At 64.0% G+C, this 21072-nt stretch carries 19 protein-coding genes and 1 tRNA gene; 3 read left to right on the forward strand and 17 right to left on the reverse strand.

Features of this window, described 5'->3' with window-relative positions; all coding sequences use genetic code 11:
* Positions 1–32 precede the first annotated feature (32 nt).
* Positions 33–977 carry an AEC family transporter gene (locus ACUIAG_RS05515; protein WP_445340377.1) on the forward strand — a complete coding sequence of 315 codons (945 nt, stop codon included), beginning with the start codon at positions 33–35 and terminating at the stop codon, positions 975–977.
* A 22-nt stretch (positions 978–999) separates the two neighbouring features.
* Here the strand turns inward: ACUIAG_RS05515 and ACUIAG_RS05520 are convergent, their stop codons facing one another.
* The 8 genes from ACUIAG_RS05520 to ACUIAG_RS05555 form a co-directional block, all read right to left on the reverse strand.
* Positions 1000–2349, reverse strand: coding sequence for a Maf family nucleotide pyrophosphatase (locus tag ACUIAG_RS05520; RefSeq protein WP_445339286.1), 1350 nt, complete (start codon positions 2347–2349; stop codon positions 1000–1002).
* Positions 2339–3391, reverse strand: coding sequence for a homoserine kinase (gene thrB, locus ACUIAG_RS05525; protein WP_445339287.1), 1053 nt, complete (start codon positions 3389–3391; stop codon positions 2339–2341). Before thrB ends, ACUIAG_RS05520 begins: the two co-directional genes overlap by 11 nt.
* Positions 3391–4731 (reverse strand): homoserine dehydrogenase, encoded by a 1341-nt coding sequence (locus ACUIAG_RS05530; protein WP_445339288.1) that lies wholly within the window; start codon positions 4729–4731, stop codon positions 3391–3393. The genes thrB and ACUIAG_RS05530 overlap by 1 nt, the downstream gene beginning before the upstream one ends.
* Positions 4732–4826: 95 nt before the next feature.
* Positions 4827–6398, reverse strand: coding sequence for a diaminopimelate decarboxylase family protein (locus tag ACUIAG_RS05535; protein ID WP_445339289.1), 1572 nt, complete (start codon positions 6396–6398; stop codon positions 4827–4829).
* Positions 6399–6424: 26 nt separating this feature from the next.
* Entirely contained in the window at positions 6425–8182 is a 1758-nt protein-coding gene (argS, locus tag ACUIAG_RS05540) for an arginine--tRNA ligase (protein ID WP_445339290.1), read from the reverse strand.
* A gap of 43 nt (positions 8183–8225) precedes the next feature.
* The gene (locus tag ACUIAG_RS05545; protein WP_015022467.1) at positions 8226–8615 is read right to left on the reverse strand and encodes a Rid family detoxifying hydrolase; all 390 of its coding nucleotides are present in this window, start codon (positions 8613–8615) and stop codon (positions 8226–8228) included.
* Positions 8616–8718: 103 nt separating this feature from the next.
* Positions 8719–10473, reverse strand: coding sequence for a pyruvate oxidase (spxB, locus tag ACUIAG_RS05550; RefSeq protein ID WP_045924872.1), 1755 nt, complete (start codon positions 10471–10473; stop codon positions 8719–8721).
* A gap of 289 nt (positions 10474–10762) precedes the next feature.
* Positions 10763–10838 (reverse strand) — tRNA-Arg (locus ACUIAG_RS05555).
* 364 nt (positions 10839–11202) lie between these two features.
* Between ACUIAG_RS05555 and ACUIAG_RS05560 the strand changes: the two genes are divergently transcribed.
* Positions 11203–11832 carry a hypothetical protein gene (locus tag ACUIAG_RS05560; RefSeq protein ID WP_445340378.1) on the forward strand — a complete coding sequence of 210 codons (630 nt, stop codon included), beginning with the start codon at positions 11203–11205 and terminating at the stop codon, positions 11830–11832.
* Positions 11833–11850: 18 nt separating this feature from the next.
* Here the strand turns inward: ACUIAG_RS05560 and ACUIAG_RS05565 are convergent, their stop codons facing one another.
* From ACUIAG_RS05565 to ACUIAG_RS05575, 3 genes are all read right to left on the reverse strand, one after another.
* A complete protein-coding gene (locus tag ACUIAG_RS05565) occupies positions 11851–12816 on the reverse strand; it encodes a co-chaperone YbbN (protein ID WP_445339291.1) in 966 nt (321 codons plus the stop codon).
* Positions 12817–12933: 117 nt separating this feature from the next.
* A complete protein-coding gene (locus ACUIAG_RS05570; RefSeq protein WP_445339292.1) occupies positions 12934–13965 on the reverse strand; it encodes a hypothetical protein in 1032 nt (343 codons plus the stop codon).
* Complete coding sequence (locus ACUIAG_RS05575) at positions 13965–15041, reverse strand: hypothetical protein (protein WP_445339293.1); 1077 nt, start codon at positions 15039–15041, stop codon at positions 13965–13967. The genes ACUIAG_RS05570 and ACUIAG_RS05575 overlap by 1 nt, the downstream gene beginning before the upstream one ends.
* Positions 15042–15123: 82 nt before the next feature.
* Here ACUIAG_RS05575 and ACUIAG_RS05580 point away from each other — a divergent pair, with 82 nt between their 5' ends.
* Positions 15124–16059, forward strand: coding sequence for an FKBP-type peptidyl-prolyl cis-trans isomerase (locus tag ACUIAG_RS05580; RefSeq protein WP_197071182.1), 936 nt, complete (start codon positions 15124–15126; stop codon positions 16057–16059).
* 88 nt (positions 16060–16147) lie between these two features.
* On the opposite strand, the gene ACUIAG_RS05585 is transcribed toward ACUIAG_RS05580, so the two are convergent.
* The 6 genes from ACUIAG_RS05585 to nucS form a co-directional block, all read right to left on the reverse strand.
* Positions 16148–17059, reverse strand: coding sequence for a cysteine ABC transporter substrate-binding protein (locus tag ACUIAG_RS05585; RefSeq protein ID WP_306221353.1), 912 nt, complete (start codon positions 17057–17059; stop codon positions 16148–16150).
* 86 nt (positions 17060–17145) lie between these two features.
* Entirely contained in the window at positions 17146–18018 is an 873-nt protein-coding gene (locus tag ACUIAG_RS05590) for an amino acid ABC transporter ATP-binding protein (protein WP_445339294.1), read from the reverse strand.
* Complete coding sequence (locus tag ACUIAG_RS05595; RefSeq protein WP_306221354.1) at positions 18011–18685, reverse strand: amino acid ABC transporter permease; 675 nt, start codon at positions 18683–18685, stop codon at positions 18011–18013. Before ACUIAG_RS05595 ends, ACUIAG_RS05590 begins: the two co-directional genes overlap by 8 nt.
* Positions 18672–19325, reverse strand: a complete 654-nt coding sequence (locus ACUIAG_RS05600; protein ID WP_045924878.1) for an amino acid ABC transporter permease — start codon at positions 19323–19325, stop codon at positions 18672–18674. Before ACUIAG_RS05600 ends, ACUIAG_RS05595 begins: the two co-directional genes overlap by 14 nt.
* A 396-nt stretch (positions 19326–19721) precedes the next feature.
* Complete coding sequence (gene nrdH / locus ACUIAG_RS05605) at positions 19722–19964, reverse strand: glutaredoxin-like protein NrdH (protein ID WP_024626874.1); 243 nt, start codon at positions 19962–19964, stop codon at positions 19722–19724.
* Positions 19965–20189: 225 nt separating this feature from the next.
* A complete protein-coding gene (gene nucS / locus ACUIAG_RS05610) occupies positions 20190–20993 on the reverse strand; it encodes an endonuclease NucS (protein ID WP_445339295.1) in 804 nt (267 codons plus the stop codon).
* Positions 20994–21072: the final 79 nt, after the last annotated feature.

The following is a 21072-nucleotide window of genomic DNA, read 5'->3' on the forward strand; positions in this document are numbered from 1 at the left end:
CGTCCACCATGCGAGACGAGGAGGATGCCGGAGTGCCTGGACTGCTCAGTGCCATGGAAGGGTTCTTCATCATCGGCGTGGTCATCGCCGTGGGGTATGTGGCCGCCCGCTTCCATATAGGCGGTCCAACGGCCCAGCTGGTGCTCAACAAGTACTCCTTCTTCGTCTCAACGCCCTGCCTGATGTTCGCCATCCTCTCCAAGCAGAAGCTGTCGGTCATCTTCCACCCCAGCATCATCGTGGCCTTCCTGTCGGCAGCGGCTGTAGGCCTGCTCTTCGTAGCCCTGAACGCAACCAGCTTTCACCTGCCGGCTGCCGAAGCCACCATCGGCGCTCTCGACTCCCTGTATTTGAACTCCAACAACATCGGGCTGCCTGTAGCCACTTATATTCTGGGCAATCCCACACTGGTGGCACCCATCCTGGTCATGCAACAGGCCCTGTTCACCCCTATTGGATTGACCGTTCTGGACGCGACCACCTCTGGCAAGCTCTCGATCAAGACCATCCTCAAACAGCCCCTGAAGCAGCCCATCCTGATCGGCTCCATAGGCGGCATAGTGATTTCGGCCATCAGCGCCCAGGCCGGCCATTTCATCATCCCCGACTTCGTCTACAAGCCCATCGACATGATCGGGCAGTCGGCCGTGCCCATGATCCTCATGGCCTTCGGCATGTCCCTGCGGGGTTCGCGGCCCATGGGCCAGGGCACCGACCGTCGTGCCACCCTGTGCGCGGTGATCCTGAAGAATCTGGTCATGCCCATAATTGCCTACCTGCTGGCCCGGTTCATGATGGGCTTCAGCGGGGCGGAGCTGTACGGGTGCGTGGTTCTGGCGGCCCTGCCTACCGGTCAGAACGTCTACAACTACGCGGCCCGCTACGAGGTGGGAACCACCTTCGCCAGGGACGGCATCCTGCTGAGTACGATCAGCTCGCCCGTGGTCATCGCCCTGGTCGCCCTGCTCCTGAGCTGACTCGTCAGACCGGGCCTTCTGCTCAGCCTTCGGCTGCCAGGGCCTTCAAGCGCTGCAGGAAGTGCGGCCAGTCCTGTCCGAAGGCCTTCAGAAGGGGCAGGTCCGCAACCTTGTCCAGATCCACCCATTCCAGGGCAATGCTCTCATCGTCATTCATGCGGGGCTCGACCTGGTGGCCGGGGCGCTCGAAGGCCAGGATGGTCGTATAGCCCCAGGGGCCGTGGTCCTCCAGGTAGGAGCCCACCACCTGAATGTCCTCCGGACGGATGTTGGCCTCCTCATAGCTTTCGCGCAGGCCGCCCTCCAGGGGGTTCTCCCCGTCCGAGATGGCGCCGCCCGGCACACCCCAGGTGCCGCCCTCGGCGCTCCAGCGGGCCCGGTGTTGCAGAAGCACGCTGATCGGCGCACCCGTGCGGGCATCGCGCCGGGCCAGCAAGACGCCGGCAGCCCCGTTGAGCCCCCAGTGCCGCTTGCCGCAGGCACAGTTCACCCACCCGTCGCCAGGCTGGTGGACGTTCTCCACAGGGGCGACCAGTCCCTCAGCACCATGCGTCGATCCGTCTGCCTGCTGCCGCTCAGGCTGGACCCGTTGGGCCCACAAGTCAGGCCAGGAGACGCCCAGCTCCTGGGCCAGGGCGCGCAGGGTGGGCATGCTCAATCCCATCACTCCGCTGGGATCGCCCTGGATGCCCTGAATGAAAGCGCTGCCCAATCCCTCCAAGGTGAAGGAGCCGGCCACCTCCAAGGGTTCGCCGGTGGCCACATAGGCCTGCATGGAGGCCCGGTCATAGTCTCCGAAGGTCACCTGGGCGCTGCTGACCGCTCGGACCCGTCGGCCGGTGGCCAGATCGATCAGACAGTGACCGGTGACCAGGGTGCCTGTTCGGCCGCGCATGGCCATCAACCGCTCCAGAGCACGCTCCGGCTGGTGAGGCTTGCCCATGACGGCGCCGTCCACGCTGAACAGCGAGTCGCACCCCAGCAGGAGGGGCCCACGCCCGGCTCCGAGCATCCCGCCCCAGGCTCCGATGACCTGGCTCATGGAATCCCTGGAGGATGCATCCGGATCACCCTGGCTCAGAGGCCTGAACGTGACCAGGTCGCCCCGCGAGCGCCTTTCGGCATCCTTGACGGCATCCATGGTCGCTTGGACAGCCGAAGCCTTGGCCTCAGCCAAGACAGCGACCCGCTCGCGCGCATCCAGGTCCTCCAGGCGGCGGCCCAGTTTACGGGCCTGTTCATCCAGGACGGCCGGCTCATCCACCTTTGAGGGTCGGATGATGGGGTCAATGCCCGCCTGGACCAGGAGCCGCCGCCGGGAGGGGGAGGATGATGCCAGAATGAACGGGATATGCCTGTCTTCAGTGTTCACGATTGCCTTCCTGGTCCCGTTCCACCTGGACCCCCCGGCAGTCCACGTCCAAGGGCAGAATCCGCCAGCGGCCGGAATCCAGATAGTCCTTGGCAATGGTCCGCAGCTCATTTTCGGCATCACCGTAATGCAGGACGATGATGCAGGGCCCGGCTCCAGAGACGGCCGCCGCGTAGCCCCGACTGCGCAGGAGCTGCAGGAGCTTGGTTGAGGAGGGCATGAGCCCGGCCCGGTATGGCTGATGGAGCCGGTCCTGGGTGGCGACGAAGAGCAGGGCGTTGGCTCTGGCAGACTGCTCGGCTGCCTCTGTCTCCAGGTCATCCAGGGACTCAGGGTTCAGAGCGCCAGGAATCAGGGCCGCCCTTGACAGGTTGTGAACGGCATCCGCGTAAGGCACCCGGTTGGGCAGGGCCTGTCGGGCCTTCTGTGTGGACAGATGGGCGCCGGGAACGAAAACCGTGGCTTTGATGGCCGGGTCCACCTTGTAGCGCAGGGTGTGGTAGCCGCCCTCCAGGGGCGCGCCCCCGGCTATGGGCAGGGAACCCACGCCCTCGCCAGTGGCCAGATCATAGGAGACGGTCAGCCCACCGTAGACGGCAGGCGCCACATTGTCGGGATGCCCCTCGATCTGGGCGGCCAGTGCGAAGACGGCATCACGGCGCAGTGGGCCAGTGTGGGCGAAGGCCGCAGCCGCCGCGATTCCGGCCACGATGGCCTCGGCGCTGGATCCCAATCCCCTGGCCTGGGGGATTCGGTTGACCGCGCGCATGATGAAGCCGAACCTTGGCAGGCCGAAGACCTGGCAGGCCCGCCTGAAGGTGGAGACGACCAGGTGGGTCTCGTCCCGGGGCAGGGTCCGCTCCCCCTCGCCCTTGATGACCACATAGGCGGTGGTGTCGCCTGGGTCCACGGAACGGGTGAAGACGATCTCGTCATGGTAGTCCAGCGCCAGGCCGACCGCATCAAAACCTGAACCCAGGTTGGCGCTGGTGGCCGGCACGCGCACCCGCACAGTAGACGGGCCCTCTGTGGCAGCGGCCATCATTGGGCCTGCCGATCGAAGACGCGAAGGATAGAGGCCTGCCCAGTGACCGAGTCGAAGGTGGAGATCCGCTCGACGACCTGCCGCAGGGTCACCTCGTCGCACAGGTGGGTGACCACGCGCAGCTGCTGGATCTCGCCGCTGTAGCCCGGGTCATGCAGGGTGGGCTTGATGTCCTGGTTGACTCCGTTGATGGAGATGCCCGCCTCGGAAAAGACCTGGGCGATGGCCGCCAGCACGCCAGGCTTGTCGTGAATGAGGAAACGGACGGCAAAGGCGGCCCGGGATGAATCCAGAGGGGCCATGGGGATGTTGGCGTACATGGGGATCCCCGGACCCATGCCATGCTGGACGATGTGGCGGGCCTCGGTGACCACGTCCCCCAGAACGGCTGATGCTGTGGGCGCCCCGCCGGCACCCCGGCCGTAGAACATGAGGTCGTCGGCGGCCTTGGCGGTGACGAAGACGGCGTTGAAGCTGCCATGGACCGAGGCCAGGGGGTGGCTGTCGGGAATCAACGCCGGGTAGACCCGGGCGGAGATGCCCTGTTCGCCGCGCTCAGCCACGGCCAGAAGCTTGATGACCCGGTGCTCGGTCTGTGCGGCCGCTATATCGTCGGCGGTGATGGTGCGGATGCCCTCCACGGGTACATCATCCATGCGCACATCAGTGTGGAAGGCCAGCGTGGCCATGATTGCGGCCTTGGCGGCTGCATCCAGCCCGTCCACATCGGCGGTGGGGTCCGCCTCAGCGAAGCCCTTGGCCTGGGCGTCGCGCAGGGCCTGGTCGAATTGCAGACCCTTGGTGGTCATCTCGTCCAGAATGTAGTTGGTGGTCCCATTGACGATGCCCACCAGGCTGGTGATGCCGTCGCCCACCAGGGACTCGCGCAGGGGCCGCACGATGGGGATGGCCCCGCCCACGGCCGCCTCGAAGTAGATGTCGACGCCCCGCTCTTCGGCAGCCCGGTAGAGCTCAGGGCCGTACTGGGCCAGGAGGGCCTTGTTGGCGGTGACCACGCTGGCGCCGGACTCGATGGCCTTGAGCAGCAGGGTGCGGGCCGGCTCGATGCCGCCGATCAGCTCGATGACGATGTCCGCCCGGGTGACCAGGTCGGCTGAGTCTGTGGTCAGCAGGGACGGATCGATCCAATCAGCCTTGACCTTGTCAGGATGAAGGACGGCGATGCCCACCAGCTGCAGGGGACGGCCCACTCGACTGGCCAGGTCCTGGCTCTGCTCCACCAGGAGGCGGGCGGTCTGGGAACCCACGGTCCCAGCCCCCAGAAGTGCTATGCGGATGGGCCTGACGGCCTCCTGCTGCTGCATGCGTTCAGGCATATGGATCCTCCATCCGCCCCATCGGGGCCTGTCGCAGGGTGTTGCTCCATCTTAGAAAGCCAATCCGACACCCGCATCCACCAAGACGGAGCGCATCATCCCTGATCCAAGGCCAGAAGGTCATCCATGGTCTGCCGCCGCAGCATCAGATGGGCACCGGACTGGTCCAGACCTACCACGGCGGGGATCAGAGCCTGGTTGTAATTGCTGGCCATGGTCCGCCCGTAGGCGCCGGTCACCGGCACCAAAAGCAGATCACCCCGGCGAATGTCCGCTGGCAGGGCCACATCCTGCACCAGGATATCCCCCGATTCACAGTGCTTGCCGACCACACGGGCCTGGATACGGTCCCCGCTGCCATCCCGGTTGGCCAGGACAGCCGTGTATTGAGCTTCGTAGAGGGCCGGACGAATGTTGTCGCTCATGCCGCCGTCAACCGAAACGTAGGTGCGCACGCTTCCGTCAGACAGGGGGACGGGCTTGACGGTGCCCACCCGATACAGGCTCATGCCGCAGGGTGCCACGATCCAGCGGCCGGGCTCGAAGGCGATGACCGGCATGGGCATGCCCAGGCGACGGTTGATGGCGACCATGTCAGCCCCCAGGCTGGTCAGGGTCTGGTCCAGGTCCATCCGATCCTCATCCGGGATGTAGGGCACGGAGAAGCCGCCGCCCAGGTCCACCTCGGGCATCAGGTATCCGTCGGTGGCCCAGAAGGTGTGCCGCAGCAGCATCATGCGCCGGGCGGCCTCGATGAAGGCCGAAGAGTCATGGATCTGGGAGCCGATATGGGTATGGATGCCCACCAGCTCCAGTTCCTTCTCGTGGGAGCGAATCTCCTTGAGCAGGGCGATAGCCGGTCCGTCAGCCAGGGCGGACATGGCTTTGATCCGGGCGGGATCAGCAGGTTCAGCGGGCCCGTTGGCGGCCGAATACAGGGCTGAAGACGACGGGGAGACCACGGAATCGCCAGGAGCCAAGGAGGCGTCATTCTTTGTGGCCGCCGAAGCCGCTGCCCCAGCCTGTCCGGAGGATCCAGGCTCAGGCCCGAGGTCCAGCAGGCCCACGTCGGTGCCCTGGGGCAGCAGGGGGATGCCGAACTTCTGATCCTCGTGGGCAGTGGAAATGTACTCGTGGCCGCCGGCGTGCACACCCACGGTCACCCGGAGCATGACCTTGGCGCGACGCCCCTGGGCCCTTGCAGCAGCGGCGATTCGTCCAGGCTCGTCGGGCGCATCAATGACGATGGCCCGGTAGCCCTCCTTCACAGCCAGATCAATCTCCTGGTCGGACTTGTTGTTGCCATGCAGGACCAGACGACGGCCAGGGGCACCAGCAGCCTGGGCGATCAGCATCTCGCCCAGGGAGCAGGTGTCGATATCCAGCCCCTGGCGCAGCATGATCCGCACGGTCTCCTTGCTGAGGAAGGCCTTGCCCGCGTAGCTGACCCTGGTGGTCGCACCACCCAGGTCCCGCAGGGCCGCCTGGCGGAAGGCCGAGGCCCGTTCCGCCATCATCGCGGTGTCCATCAGATACATGGGGGTGCCGTAACGCTTGGCCAGGTCCTCCATGGGGCACCCATGCATGGTCAGCATGCCCTGACGGTCCCGCTGCAAAGCCCCGGGCCAGAACCCGTCGGGCCCCAGCCCGCACATCCCTGTTTCCATCAACGACCTCCCAGTGACCTTCAGGCTTACATACGGTCCGGGGCCTGGACGCCCAGCAGCCCCAGACCGTTGGCGATGACCTGCTGCACGGCGTCATTGAGCCGCAGACGCGCCGCTGCCCGGGCCGGCTGTGGATTCCTGTCCTCGTCCTGGTCCAGATCCGCCCGGCCGGTCGGCTCCATGGGCACCACGCGCTCCAGGTTGTACCAACGGTGATAGACCCCAGCCAGCTGCTCCAGGTAGTGGGCCACCCGGTGGGGGGCCTTCTGGTCGCCTGCAGTCTGGATCACATTGGGATAGAGGGCCAGGACGCCCAGAACATCGTTGTCAGCAGCAGTGTCCAGCAGGGACAGATCGGCTCCGGAACGGTCGATGCCCGCCTGGGACGCGTTCCGATCCACGTTTTTAGAGCGGGCGTGCGCATACTGCACATAGTAAACAGGATTGTCGTTGGTGTGCGAGGCCAGCAGGTCCAGGTCGATGTCCACACTCTGGTTGTAGTCGGTGCGGGCCAGGGAATACCGGGCGGCATCCACCCCCACGGCATCCACCAGATCGTCGATGGTGACCACGTTGCCTGCCCGCTTGCTCATGCGCACGGCCTGGCCGTCCTTGATGACATTGACCATCTGGCCGATCAGGATCTGCATGTTCACGCCGGGAGTGTCCCCAAAGGCCGCGCAGATGGCCATCATCCGGCCGATGTAGCCATGATGGTCGGCACCCAGCATGTAGATGGCCTCGTCGCAGGGATCCTTGGACCTGCGACGCTTGTTCAGATAATAGGCGATGTCGGCCGCCACGTATGCTGCGTGCCCGTCGGACTTGATGATCACCCGGTCCTTGTCGTCGCCGTAGGTGGTGGAGCGGAACCAGGTAGCCCCGTCCTTCTCGAAGATGTCGCCCTTGGCCCGCAGTTCGTCAATGGCCCGGTCCACCTGACCGGACTCATAGAGGCTGTTCTCATGGAACCAGACATCGAAGTTGACCCGGAAGTCACGCATGGACTGCTGGATCTCGGCGAACATCATGGGCACGGCCCGAGTGCGGAAGGCCTCGCGCTGGGGGCTGTCACCCTCGGCGCCGTCCTCGTCGCGCACCCTGGGCATGGCCAGGATGTCCTGTCCTTCGTCGGCGGCTTCCTTGACCACCCGGGAGGCGATCTCGTCAATATATGAGCCCTTGTAGCCGTCAGCAGGCACGGGCTCGCCGTGGGCCGCCGCCACCAGTGAGCGGGAGAAGCGGTCGATCTGCGTGCCGTGATCATTGAAGTAATACTCCCTGACCACCTTGGCACCGTTGGCTTCCAGAACCCGGGCCATGGAGTCGCCCACAGCCGCCCAACGTGTGCCGCCGATATGGATGGGACCCGTGGGATTGGCCGAGACGAATTCCAGATTGAGCGTGCGCCCGCTCAGGTGATCGTTGCTCCCATAGGCGGGGCCCGCCTCCAGGACCGCATCGACCACAGCGGCCGCCGAGGCCGAATCCAAGGTTATATTGATGAAGCCGGGACCGGCCACATCCACCTGGGCGATCCCGTCGTCCTCCCGCAGAGCCTCAGCCAAGGCCTGCCCCAGTTCCGCAGGCCTCATGCCGGCCTTCTTGGCCAGCTGCATGGCGATGTTGGTGGACCAATCCCCGTGGGAGCGGTCCTTGGGACGCATGACCGCCAGATGGTCGGCATCAGGAACCATGTCGGGCTCCAGACTCCCCAGGCGGCCTGACTGGGCCATCTTGACGGCGGTCGAAGAGATGATACGGGCAAGTGCTTCAGGACTCATGCCCTCAAGTCTAGCGACGGCGGCGACCAGCAGCCGGCCTGTCTCAGGCCAGAGCCACGACCTCGATCTCGACCAGGGCCCCCTTGGGGATGTCCGCGCCACCGAAAGCCACGCGGGCCGGCCGCACCGAGCCGATGAAAACCTGGGAGTAGGCCTGGTCCACCTGGGTGAAATCCTCAACCCGCCGCATAAGAATAGTGGCCTTGACCACCTTCTCCATGCCGCTGCCGGCTGCATCCAGGATGTTCTTGACGTTCTTCAGGGCCTGGGTGGCCTGGTCAGCCGCAGTGCCCTCCACCAGCTCGCCGGTGTCCGGGTCGATGCCCAACTGTCCGGAGACAAAGACAAAGCCCCCGGCCTTCACAGCCTGACTGTAAGCCCCCAAGGCCTGGGGCGCATATGGCGTGCCGATCTCTTCCGGTCCATCTTCCATGAGTCCGTCCTTTCCTTCAGATCCGCCGCACCCATGCAGGGCCGAAGCCCGGGCGGACACCGTCCACTATAGGAGTGCCCGTCCGGCGCAAGCGGCATCAGTCTCAGCCCTTGCGAGCCTCCTGGCCCATCCAGTAGGCCAGGGAGCGCAGATCGCCGGCCTCGTAGGTCTTGACGAATTTCTCGACCTGGTCCGGATCCGAGCAGGTCTCCGGGAACCGCATATAGCGGGTGTCCAGAGGGCTGGCTCCTGTCAGCTTGACGTCGATGACCGAAGACCTGTCGGCCTTGCGAGCCTCGGAGAAGGCGTGGCGGGCATCGGCCACCGTACGCACGGTGAAGCCCAGGGCGCCCATGCCCTCGCCGACCTTGGCCCAGTCGGTGTCGGGCAGATCCACTCCGCTCAGAGGCTGATGGCTGTCGTCGCGCTGCTCGGCCTCGATGTAGCCCAGGGAACGGTTCGAGAAGACCACGTTGATGACCGGTGCATGGTACTTGAGCTGGGCCAGCACCTCCTCGCCGAGCATGGCGAACCCGCCGTCGCCGCTCAGGGAGTAGACGGTCGATTCCGGATGCTCCAGCTTGGCAGCCAAGGCGGCCGGCACGGCGTAGCCCATGGTGGCATGCTTGCCGGAGACGGTCCAGCGGTTGGTGGGCTTCAGATGCAGCAGACGCAGGAAGTCAATATCCACATTGCCCACGTCGGGGATGACGATGTCATTGTCCTCAAGCTGCTGATCGATGACGTGGTAGACGGGCTCGGGCCGCAGGGGCGTGCGGGTGTCTTCGTTAAAGGAGGCCACCCACTGGTCCCAGTTCTCCTTGCTGCGCAGGCAGGCCCTGTAGAAGACGGACTCCTCCTGATCCTGGCCGGCGGCGGTTATGGCCTTGAGGGCCTCGCGGGCATCGGCCTGGATGGCCAGGACCACATTGGCCTGGAAGCGCTTGCCCAGCTTGACCGGGTTCAGATCGATCTGGATGACCTTGGTGTTGGGGGTGACGAACATGGATCCGAAGGGGTTGTCCGAACCCACCCAGACCGTCAGATCCGAGGTGTAGATGGCCTCCGTGGCGGTCTTGGTGGCCACGCGGCCGGCCGACTGCAGGTAGGCAGGATAGGTGTCCTCCACAATCCCCTTGGCCGGGAAGGTGGAGACCATGGGCATCTTGAAACGCTCGGACATGGCGACCAGCTCATCGCGAGCGCCGGCAGCGCCCTGGCCGAAGTAGAGCAGCGGGGCCTTGGCGGACTGGATGATCTCCACCGCCTTGCTGACCTGGTCGGCCGCGGGCTTCAGAGGCTCCGGCTTGCGGAAGTTGGGCGCAGAAGCCACCGGGCGGTCGTCGATCTCGGCCCAGGCCAGGTCCTTGGGGATGATGACCACGGAGACCCCGTGGCTGGCATAGGCGCGGCGGATGGCCTCGTCCACCAGGGCCGGCAGCCCCTGGGCGTTGGTGGCGGCCCGGGCGAATACGGCCACATCGGTAAAGATAGGCACCTCGTCCATGGCCTGGAAGAAGTCCATGTTCATAAAGGCCTGGGGCACCTCGCCCACCAGGGCCAGCACCGGCACGCCGTCCTCACGGGCATCATAGAGGCCATTGAGCAGGTGGACCGCACCAGGGCCAGACGAACCGAAGCAGACGCCGATCCGGCCAGTCAGCTTGGCCTCGCCGGCGGCAGCCAGAGCTCCGGCCTCCTCATGACGGACCTGGATAAAGTCGATGCGCTCGCGCTCGTTGTGGATGGCGTTCATCATAGAGTCGAAGGAACCGCCGGGCAGGCCATAGATGCGCGGCACCCCCCACTGCTCCAGGACGTGAAGGACAGCATCCCCTGCATTGATTCGATTGGCCATGTGAACTCCTTTGCTTCACCGGGGGAAAGGAGGCTCCGCCACAACGCGGAAGCGTCGATCCTCCCCGACGTTCGGTCTTACTCTTTCACTATGGCACCTGAAAATGAGGACACGAGCGGGCCAAGGGCCATGTTCCTCAAAAGCTTAGTGATTCACCACACATATCGTGACGCATCGCGTGCGCTTATTTCATCCAGCAAGCGCCATGATCATAATCCCGGGCGTAATGACAGACGGGAGTCGTATAAAGAAAACCCCCGCGCTCTTCCTGGCTGCAGGGATTTCATCTTGGTGGGCTCGAAGGGATTCGAACCCTCGACCTTCTGTTCCGGAGACAGACGCTCTATCCGCTGAGCTACGAACCCGACAGCCACTTTCCAGTGGACAACAGAGACCATACTAGGACACTTTGCGCATTTTCGCACCCATGCGCGTCCTGACGTGTCGGTCCGGCTCCAGCCACTCTCGGCGTGTTGCCGCAAGATTTCAGGCGTTTCGTAGTTATTGTGATGGCAAGGCTTCGTGCCACCGCCCCGGTTGCGCCATTGCATCCTCATGCGGTGGCGCGAAGCCGCCAACATTCCCGGATGATCTTCTCTCGGGATAATCTACACTCTAGTTCCTTCACCCGGCCATCACAAGCGACCTTCACATACCTGGACTCCGAAGCGGGCTGTGGACAGGAAATGGTGGCCGCAACCGGCCTACCGTACCATGGGATGCATGGCCATGAATGAGGACGAGGACGATTTCGAGTTCGAGCGCAGATTCTTCTGCCGGAACCTCCCCCGGGAGCTGCTCGGGGAGAGTCGGCCGACCCTGATTGTGCAGAGCTACTACGTGCATGAGGACAACTTCGCCCTGCGGGTTCGCCTTCAGGGGCAGGTGGACCCGATGGTGCCCATGACGGCCCGGACCGATGCCCTCCACACCCTGCTTGAGGAAGGCGACCACTTCGAGGCTGCCTCAATGACGGCCAAGGGCCCCTCCGTCGGCGGCACCCGCTACGAGGCCGAACGGGCCATCGACCCGGGCATCGCCCTGGAGCTGATCCTGCGCGGCGGCATTCCCATCGTCAAGAACCGGTATGGAGTCTGGCTGGACGAGGACTGGTGGAACCTGGATGTCTTCGGGGACGGCAACGCCCCCCTGGTGGTGGCCGAGGTGGAGCGGACCGGGCCGGTGACCGACCTGACCATCCCTGATTTTTGCGCCACGGAAATCACCGACGACCCGCGGTTCTCCAACGATGGGCTGGCCGGCCACCCCTTCGGCGACTGGGCTGCCGACTTTGACCGGGAGCTGAAAGCCAGCGGACCGCGCTTCCTCACCAACTTCGACGAGAACCGAGATTCCTGACCCAAAGTCGGCAACTGATCAGTACATCAGTGTGGACAGACGGCGGCGGGCCTTGGCCAGCCGAGGATCGGTCGGCTCAGGAATGACGAAGTACTCCAGCAGACGGCGGCGGATGGGATCGGTCTGATCCCGGTGCCCGGCCAGAAAGTCCAGCAGACGATCGAAGGCATCCTGGATCTGGCCGCCGATCATGTCCACATCGGCCACATCCAACTGGGCCTGCAGGTCGTCAGGGGCATCGGCAGCCGCCTGACGGACCCTGCGGACATCGGCCTTGGCCGAACGGGCCATCAGCAGGCACTTGGCCTGTTCACGCTTGGCCAGATCATCGGTCGCGTCAGCCTGGGCCAGCTTGCCATAGGCTTCGGCCGCAGCTGCATAGTCGCCCTCCTGGGCCAGACGGTGGGCCTCCTGATGGGCAGGGGGGATGGCATCAGCCGCTGCCTGGCCGGCCTGCTCCTCCTGCCCCTGGTCGTTGGTCTCCTGGTAGGGGGCGCTGCCGGTGATGCCGGCCTTCTGCGCCATCTGAATCACCTGTGGGATGAGCTGATCGGTGATCTGGTTCATTTCCTCATCGGTGGGCAGCCCCTGCAGGATGGGCATGGGTCGGCCCGCCAGCAGGGCAAAGAGGGCCGGTGCGCCCTGCACCTGGAAGGTCTGGGCGATCTGCGGATTGGACGCGATGTCGATGCGGGAGAGCTGAATGCGCCCCTCCTGGGCATTGACGGTCTGGGCCAGACGGGTCGCCAGAGGGAAGAGGCGGTCGTCGGTGGGCACCCAGAGCAGGATCAAAATGGGGAAGGTGGCTGAGGTCTGAACCATGGCCTGGAAACTGGCCTCCGTGGTATCGATCACGTAGCCGCCGGCAGCGGGTGCACCACCTTTCTGGCCTGGCTCGGCATCGACCTGATGCTTGAGCGCACCCAGGTCGACCGCCCCTGCCAGCGAGACGCCCGGCTGCCCCTGTCCGTTCTTGTTCGCCATGTCAGTCCTCCTAAACCTCGCGACCGCCGACTGCAGCTTCGGCCCGCCCTCGATTGCATACTCCTGGAAGACAATCTAGTCCAAGGGCCGGGCGTTCACCCAGCGCAATCCCGCCCTTCAGACCGCTTCCACCTTGATGGGTTCACGCTCGGCCCCCACGGCCCTGATGGGCTCATGCGAGTCCGCCGAAGGTATGTACAGGGCGATCACGTTGACATAGGTGACCTTCATGGTGCTGGTGGGCTTGCCCTGTCCGAAGAGGGCCTTCTCGGCATCCGAGGCCGGCGAGGACTCGCGGCCCTCACCCGCCTGCCTGGTCCAGACCGAATCAATCCGGGCCACGACCAGATCGCCTCCATCGGAGGAGTGCATGACCCGCAGCTGGCCCTGCGCCGGGGTGAAGGTCTGCGACTGGCTGCCCTTGTTGGCTTCGATCCCCTGCTGGACCACCTGGGTCAGCGTGCCCAGGGAGGCGCGGAAGTCATCCTGGGCGAACTCCTTGGCAAACTTGCTGCCCTGGGGATTCTGCAGGAGGTCGGCATAGCGGCGCACGGCCTCCACCGGCGTAGCCTTGAGACCCTGATCGTCACCCTCCCCCATTCTGGCGCCGATGGTGGCCACCGGGAACTTGGGCAGCTGGGCCCCCTGGAAGAGCCGGGCCACCCCCCAGAGTTTGTAGTTCTCATGGGCGGACTCCTGTTCCAGAACCAAGAGGCGTTTGGACTGCTGATCCTGCGTGGTGGTGGTAATCGAAAAGACCGAGCGCGGCCAGCCCGGATCGCTGGGGATGACCGTCTGGGCGATGGTGGCAGGAATGGTTGTCTTAGGATCCAGCTGCCCGGTGGCCTGGGCAATGGTCAACTCGCTGGTGCGGATCTCCAGCTGGGGGCCGCTGACCCGCTGGCCCAGCCCGGCCGGATCCTTGGCCTCGTTGGCCTGATCCAGAACCGCCCCGATGCTCTTGCGTATGCGAGCCTCCTGGGCAGGGGTCAGATTGGGCGCAGGAGCGGTGGTTGCGGTGCTCTGAGGCTCGGTCCGGCGAGCTTGGGGGACCTGCCCCTCGCAGGCAGACAGTCCCGGCAGGAGGGCCAGGGATAAGGCCAGAGCCGCTGCAGCCGCCACCTTGTTCATCGGCTTGTTCTTACTCATCAGCGCTCCTCCTCCCCTTCGTGGGCAAGCCTGGCCAGGTAGGAGGCCATCTCCTGACTGCTGATGACCCTGGTGGACGACACATCGTCGGCTCCCCGATCGCCGCTGACGGTGCGGCCGTCACTGTCTTCCTGTTGGTCGGCGACCAGATTCCGATTGCGCGGATCAATCACCACGGGCGGCCTGGGCGGGGGCCCTGGATCCCCCTGTCGCGCCTGGCCGCGGGCATGACGCCGACGCCGGCCCGAGGTCGAGCTGCGCCGTTGCCCCAGGCCAGGCAGAATGGCGCTTCCCAGGGCCTGGGCCACGCTGACCTCGGGGGTTTCCTCAGACTCCTGCTCGGGCTCGGTCTGCTTGCGGCGCTTGGCCGGATCCATGGCGAAGACCGTAGCCGAAAGAACGGCCAGCAGGGCCAGCAGCCCTCCGGCAAAGTAGAAGGGCATGGCAAAGTTAGGCAGCTTGTCCCGCTGCCAGAGCATCTCCAGCCCCAGGGAAGGAGAGCCCTGGGGAACCGCCACCAGCAGGACGGCCTGCGGGTCGTCGGTCTTCAGGGACATCGACACGCTGCTGTCAGAACAGGTGACCTGTTTCCACATATCCGAGTCCTGAAAGGCCACGCCCTGATCACGTTTGACGGCCTTGCCTGGGCTGGTGTCCCTGCCGACGGACAGGGTCTGCCAATCATCCAGGCCACGCACCCGGGCCACATCATGCCCGGCCGTCCAGCCAGCCGCATCTTTGGCCGTGGTCAGAGCCATGCAGATGGTCGGCTTCTGCGACTTGTGCCCTGTGGACCCGGAGGCCCCGGCAGAGGCCGCATCCACACGCATGGTCACTCTGCTGTCCACCAGGGGAAGCACACCTGGATCGGTCACCACATAGGCTGCCTTCGTGCGCGCATGTGCATCCACGTGAGCCGAAGGCCTCCAGACCGTGGCGTTCATGATGCCCAGCACAATGGCCGCCACAGCCAGCAATCCGAAGATGGGGGTGACGATGCCGCGCATGATCATGCTGTGACGCGAGGGCTTGTCAGGCCGCGTCATCTCATCGGTTTCTTCGGGTACTTGCTCCATATTATCGACATTCTACCGTCGGCTCCCTATGATCTGGTTTCCGGCACCGGGAAATCACCCATAAGCCCTAAACTGGTCTTCTATGACCATCATCGCAAAGAAATCAGGCAGCAAGCGTTTGCTGGGCGCCGTGACCGCTCTGGCCCTATGTCTTGGACTGTCAGCCTGCGGCGGGAAATCCGACGGGGGCGGCCATGCAGGAGACACCATGCAGGGCGTATCAGCCAGCGGCAAACTTGGCAGCAAGCCCGACATCAGTTTCAAGACCCCCTTCAAGGTCGAGAACCAGACCCATCAGGTCATCCAGGAGGGCAACGGCGAGGTCATCCGCGACGGGGATCGCGTATGCACAAGGAGCCTGGCCCTGGATGCCAAGACCGGCAAGGTGATCAACTCCACCTGGGACAAGAGCAGCCCGGAGTGCTCCATCGTCATCAGCAAGAAATCCATTCCGGCATACTATGACACCTTCAAGGGCCTCAAGGTCAACTCCACCGTGGCCGTGGGCATCGATGAGTCAGGCTCCGGCAGCAGCAAGGCGACCGAGTCCTATATTATGGCCCTGACCTTCGTCTCCCGGTCCAAAAACCTGACCCGCGCCCAGGGTCAGAAGGTGACTGACCTGCCCAGCGACCTGCCGAAAATCAGTCTGGACGACAAGGGCAAGCCCTCCCTGGACCTCAACGGCTACCAGCCCAAGGGAGGACTGGTCGTCCAGCCCCTGATCAAGGGCAAGGGGGCCAAGGTCGGCCAGCATCAGAGCGTCAGCGCCAACTACACCGGATGGCTGGCCTCCGACGGCAAGCAGTTCGACTCCTCCTGGGACCGGGGTCAGGCCAGCGACTTCAGCCTGGACCAGGTGGTCAAGGGATGGCAGCAGGGTCTGGCCGGCCAGACGGTGGGCTCCCAGGTTCTTCTGGTAGTTCCGCCTGACCTGGGCTATGGCAGCCAGCAACAGCAGAAGATCCCAGCCAATTCGACCCTGATTTTCGTGGTCGACATCCTGGCCGCCTACTGACCCGTCAATCCACCAACAGACAGGGGCCCGTACCCATCCAGTCGCATTCGGATGGGTACGGGCCCCTGTCACAAGCCAGACGGCCAGTTCAGGCCTTGCCGCCCTCGACCACGATCTCGTCGGGGTTGGCCGCACTGCCGTAGACCGGTTCCAGGGTCTTGCGGTAGTCCTCATGGAAGAACCGCTCCTGGCCCAGCTTGTCCAGCTCCTTGTTGATGTAGTCCAGCAGGGGCTTGTTCCCCTTGCGCACGGCCGGGGCGATGACCGCCTCGTCCCCCAGTTTGGTGATGCCCACCGAGAAGCCCTTGTTGGCCTTGGCCCAGGCCAGCACCTCGGTGTTGTCGGTGCTCATGGCGTCTCCGCGGTGGTCCAGCAGGGCGTTGTAGGCATCCGCGTACTGGTCGTACTTCTGCAGCTTGACCTTAGGGTAGTGCTGCTCGAAGTAAGGCTCGGCCGTTGTCCCCTTGGCGATGATCAGAGTCTTGCCCTCCAGATCCTTCACATCTTTGATCAGCGCCGAATCCGGGGAAACCACGCCCAGGAAGACCTTCATGTAGGGCTTGGCGAAGTCCACCTTGCGGGCGCGATCATCGGTAACGGTGAAGTTGGCCAGAACCACGTCTACCTTGTTGCTGGACAGCACATCCACGCGAGCGGCCGGGTCAACCGAGGTGTATTCGGGCTTGACGCCCAGATCCTTGGCCAGACGCTCGGCAAAAACGATGTCATAGCCCTGGTTCTTGCCATCCTTGTCCACGTAGCCGAAGGGGGCCTTGTCCGTGAAGACGGCCACCCTGAGCTTGCCGGACTTGGTGATCTGCTCCGGGGTTCGTGCAGACCCGGATGCTGCCGAGGAGCCGGAACCGCCCCCCGAGCCGTTTCCGGCATCACTGGGGGTGGCCGCCGAAGGACCGCAGGCTGCCATGGAAGCCATCATTGCGATCGTCGCCCCCGTGGCCAGCGCCGCCCGTATCAATCGGTTCACTACCCTTGCGGTCATGATCCCTCTTTTCCTCTTATCTTTCCTATGGCCGCCCCAGTGGGCGGTTCCGGCGAATGCCGCCGGACGAATATGCAGAGTCCCCGTCAGGACTCCTGATCCTGGTCCTGATCCCGCCTGCGCTCATAGGTGAAGGTGGACAGGAAGCGTTGCGCCCGGTCAGTGGCCGGGTGGGTGAAGAAGGCCTCCGGGTCGTCGGACTGCTCGACCAGGACGCCTCCATCCAAGAGGACGATGTGGTCGGCGATGCCCCTGGCGAAGGCCATCTCGTGGGTGACGATCATCATGGTCAGCCCCTGGTCGGCCAGTTCCAGAATGACCTGGAGGACCTCGCGAACCATCTCCGGATCCAGAGCCGCGGTCACCTCGTCGAAGAGCATGATCTCGGGATGGAGGATGAGGGCCCGGCAGATGGCCACCCTCTGCCGCTGGCCGCCCGAGAGCTGGCTGGGCCAGGCATCCCGGCGGTCGGCCAGACCCACCCGGTCCAGCAGCTCCAGAGCCTCCTGCCGTGCCTGGTCCCGCTTGCGCTTCTGGACCAGGACGGGCGCCAGGGTCACATTGTCCAGAACCGTCCTGTTGGGGAAGAGGTCGTAGCTCTGGAAGACCATGCCGATCCTGGTGCGCAGGTCCGAGCTGCGGCTGCCTGACATCAGGCCGCCGGGACCTCCGCCGTGCTTGCCCAGAGGACGACCGGTCTCCACCGCCTGACCATCCAGAAGAATCCGGCCACCCTGTATGGGCTCCAGCCCGGCTATGGTCCGCAGCAGGGTGGACTTGCCTGAGCCCGAGGGGCCCAGGACCACAAAGACCTTGCCCTTGGGCACCTGGAAGGAGATGTCATTGAGCACAGGACTCTGCGCCTGCGGATACTGCTTGACCAGGTGCTCGACGGTCAGCACCGCCCCTTCCTCCTGCTCGTCCTGTGGCTGGTTCGCCGTCGTTCGCCCCTCAGTCATGGGCCCACCTCTTTTCCAGATGCCGGGCCACCAGGGACAGGGGCCAGCAGATGAAGAAATACATGAAGAAGATCACCCCGTAGATCCACAGAGTCGCCTGGGGATAGGCGAAGCGGTTGGCGTCGATGATCTGCTGGCCGACCTTGATGACCTCGATGACGCCCAGCAGGGCGGCCAGGGATGTGGTCTTGACGATCCTGGTGGCCAGGTTGACGCTGGCCGGCAACAGTCGGCGCAGGGCCTGCGGAAGGATGATCCTGGAGAAGGTCTGCCAGGAGCTCAGCCCCAGCACGTAGGCCGACTCCACCTGGGTTCGGGGAATGGACTCCAGGGCCCCGCGGACCAGGTCGCCCAGCTCGGCCCCGCCCCAGAGCACAAAGACCAGCAGGCAGGCGCCGGTGGCATCCAGATTCAGGTTCCATGCCCTGGACAGCCCGTAGAAGGCGATGAAGAGCAGGGCCAGCTGGGGCATGATGCGGATGAAGTCCAGATAGATCCTCATCAGGAAGCGGATCAAGCGGTTGCGCCGGGTCATCAGCCATCCGACCAACAACCCCAAGGGCAGGGAGAGCAGGACCGAGACGCCGGCTATCCAGACGGTCACCCAGAGCCCCTGGAAGAGCCTGGGCATGACCCCTGGCTGGAAGAGCACCTCAACGCCGTGCATAGTCGAACCTCCGCTCAAGAACGGTTCCGATGACGGAGATGGGCAGCAGAATGACCAGATAGGTGACGATGAGCAGAGTCAACGACTCGTAGGTGTCGTAGGAGGTGCCCATCAGATCCTTGGTGACGTACATGACATCGGCCAGAGCGATGGCCGAGACCACCGAGGACTCCTTGATCAGGAAGATGATGTTGGCTACCACGCCCGGTATGGCGCTGCTCAGGGCTTGGGGCAGCACGATCCTCGACAGCGTCTGCCCACGCGTGAATCCCAGGACGCGGGCTGATTCGATCTGCACCTGGGGTACCGCCTCCAGCCCGCCGCGCATGGCCTCGGCCATGTAGGAGCCGCCCAGGAAGGCCAGCCCGACGATGGCGCAGGTCTGGGCGCTCCAGTTGACCCCAAGCTTGGGCAACCCGAAATAGAGGAAGTAGAGCTGAACCAGGAGCGGGGTGTTTCTTGACAACTCGATGTATACTCTTGCCACCTGCGAGAGCAGGGGTATCCTGAAGACCTCCAACCCGGCGCAGACCAGCCCGATCAGCATGGAGAACACCACGCCAAAGAAGGAGATGAAGACCGTTACATAGGCCGCATTGACGAAAAAGTGCAGATTCTGCGCCATGAAAGACCAATTCATGCCCTCGCCTCCCCACTTGCTCTCGTCCTGTTCATCGTCTCCTCTTCACTGCTTCTCGCCCGCTTCACGCCGACTGCGGCATTCAGTCGACAATCCTAGAGAACGCGAGCCGCTTTTCTTTGCTTTTCGATATACGAATACCGGATACCCCGTTATCATCCGCTCTCACAACCACCCGGACGGCGATTCATCATGAGACTGGAGCCATGCAACAACTGGACAATGCGGGCGGGGTGGCCCTAGCCGACAAAGACTGGCCGACACCTGCAGATCTTGCCTACCTGGCATCTACCAACCAAGTAAGCGCACACTGTGTTTTCGATCAACCCTACTGCTCACCAAACTAATAAAAAAGCCCGGTCCACATATTCGTGAACCGGGCTCCGAGTGCTTTGATCAGGCGAAGACCTTGGCGCTCTGTGCTGCCTTCCTGATCAGATCGGGGCGATACCCGCTCCACGTCTCCTGGTCAGTGACTACGATGGGGGTCTGCTTGAATCCCTGAGCGATGAACTGGTCGATCAAGGTCTGATCCTCGGTCAAATCCACCTGCTCGAATTCCAGCCCCTGCTTGGTCAACTGGCGCTTGGTGGCATCACACTGGGGACAGTGCGCCTTGGTGTAGACCGTGATGGACATGATCGCCTCTCCCTTACATGTTGCCGTGATGCTCCAAGCTCTATAGCTCTCTGCTTGGAACCTAATGATTGCACTCTACACACTCCAAGGCTCAAGCACAATACCACCTGTAGTGGCGTGTCAGGCCAAAAACCCCAATATCTAGTAGCTTTTCAGGTCTTGCAGGCTCTGGAGGAAATATATGTGAGCTGCCTGACATACCGAATGCACAGGACTGAAAATGCCTTAGAAGAGGGTCAGTTCGTCACTGTCGGCGCCCTTCATGGCCTCGTAGTCCAGAATCAGGCACTCGAATCCCCTGTCCTCGGCAAGGACCCTGGCCTGGGGGGTGATGGTCTGGGCCGCGAAGATCCCGCGGACAGGGGCCAGCAGGGGGTCGCGGTTGAGCAGGCGGCAGTAGCGGGTCAGCTGTTCCACCCCATCAATGCCGCCATGCCGCTTGATCTCGATGGCCACATGCCGCCCCTGGCCGTCGACGGCCATGATGTCCACTGGGCCGATGGGCGTGGGATACTCCCGGCGCACCAAGGTGGCCCCCGGGCCGATGCGGTCGATCTGTTCGGCCAGATAACGCTGCAGGTGTGCTTCCACACCGTCCTTGACCAACCCCGGATCCGCCCCCAGGTCGTAGCTGTCGTCGGCATAGACCTGGTAGAGCCTGATGGTGAGCACATCGCTGGATTTGACGGCCGAAACACGCAGAACCTTGCGTACAGGCCGACACTGGTCCTGATCCTGCTCCTGAGCGATCAGCGCATCGGGCGCAGCAGCTTCGGCTGCCTCATCCGGCCCGGTCCCGGCCACGGAATCAGCCTTGGCGCCTGCGCCGTCTTTGCTCGTTTCCTCGGGTTCGATCTCCCTGATGGTGCAGGGAGCGCACATCCAATTCAGGGGCTTGTAGGAGCCCAGCTCCGAAAAGATCAGGCAGCTCATGTCGGCCTTGATCAGCAGGACACGCCTGGCCGGCGGCAGGCTGGCGTTGAGACGCCCGGAGTATTCGGCGGAGCAGTCGGCAACAATGATTCGCACAGATGCCAATATATCAGCCGCCGTTCCGGGCGAAAAAGAAAAACCCGGCCGATGCAAGAGCACCGGTCGGGCGGAAGAG

This window comes from Bifidobacterium sp. ESL0825, assembly GCF_052606465.1.

What these genes read in the sequence shown, in the direction of transcription:
- ACUIAG_RS05570 (WP_445339292.1), bottom strand. Translation starts at nt 13,965, where the DNA reads ATGAGTAAGAACAAGCCGATGAACAAGGTGGCGGCTGCAGCGGCTCTG.
- ACUIAG_RS05535 (WP_445339289.1), bottom strand. Translation starts at nt 6,398, where the DNA reads ATGGAAACAGGGATGTGCGGGCTGGGGCCCGACGGGTTCTGGCCCGGG.
- spxB (WP_045924872.1), bottom strand. Translation starts at nt 10,473, where the DNA reads ATGGCCAATCGAATCAATGCAGGGGATGCTGTCCTTCACGTCCTGGAG.
- ACUIAG_RS05595 (WP_306221354.1), bottom strand. Translation starts at nt 18,685, where the DNA reads ATGCACGGCGTTGAGGTGCTCTTCCAGCCAGGGGTCATGCCCAGGCTC.
- argS (WP_445339290.1), bottom strand. Translation starts at nt 8,182, where the DNA reads ATGAGTCCTGAAGCACTTGCCCGTATCATCTCTTCGACCGCCGTCAAG.
- thrB (WP_445339287.1), bottom strand. Translation starts at nt 3,391, where the DNA reads ATGGCCGCTGCCACAGAGGGCCCGTCTACTGTGCGGGTGCGCGTGCCG.
- nrdH (WP_024626874.1), bottom strand. Translation starts at nt 19,964, where the DNA reads ATGTCCATCACGGTCTACACCAAGGCGCACTGTCCCCAGTGTGATGCC.
- ACUIAG_RS05580 (WP_197071182.1), top strand. Translation starts at nt 15,124, where the DNA reads ATGACCATCATCGCAAAGAAATCAGGCAGCAAGCGTTTGCTGGGCGCC.
- ACUIAG_RS05565 (WP_445339291.1), bottom strand. Translation starts at nt 12,816, where the DNA reads ATGGCGAACAAGAACGGACAGGGGCAGCCGGGCGTCTCGCTGGCAGGG.
- ACUIAG_RS05560 (WP_445340378.1), top strand. Translation starts at nt 11,203, where the DNA reads ATGAATGAGGACGAGGACGATTTCGAGTTCGAGCGCAGATTCTTCTGC.
- ACUIAG_RS05600 (WP_045924878.1), bottom strand. Translation starts at nt 19,325, where the DNA reads ATGAATTGGTCTTTCATGGCGCAGAATCTGCACTTTTTCGTCAATGCG.
- ACUIAG_RS05545 (WP_015022467.1), bottom strand. Translation starts at nt 8,615, where the DNA reads ATGGAAGATGGACCGGAAGAGATCGGCACGCCATATGCGCCCCAGGCC.
- ACUIAG_RS05585 (WP_306221353.1), bottom strand. Translation starts at nt 17,059, where the DNA reads ATGACCGCAAGGGTAGTGAACCGATTGATACGGGCGGCGCTGGCCACG.
- ACUIAG_RS05590 (WP_445339294.1), bottom strand. Translation starts at nt 18,018, where the DNA reads ATGACTGAGGGGCGAACGACGGCGAACCAGCCACAGGACGAGCAGGAG.
- ACUIAG_RS05575 (WP_445339293.1), bottom strand. Translation starts at nt 15,041, where the DNA reads ATGGAGCAAGTACCCGAAGAAACCGATGAGATGACGCGGCCTGACAAG.
- ACUIAG_RS05530 (WP_445339288.1), bottom strand. Translation starts at nt 4,731, where the DNA reads ATGCCTGAACGCATGCAGCAGCAGGAGGCCGTCAGGCCCATCCGCATA.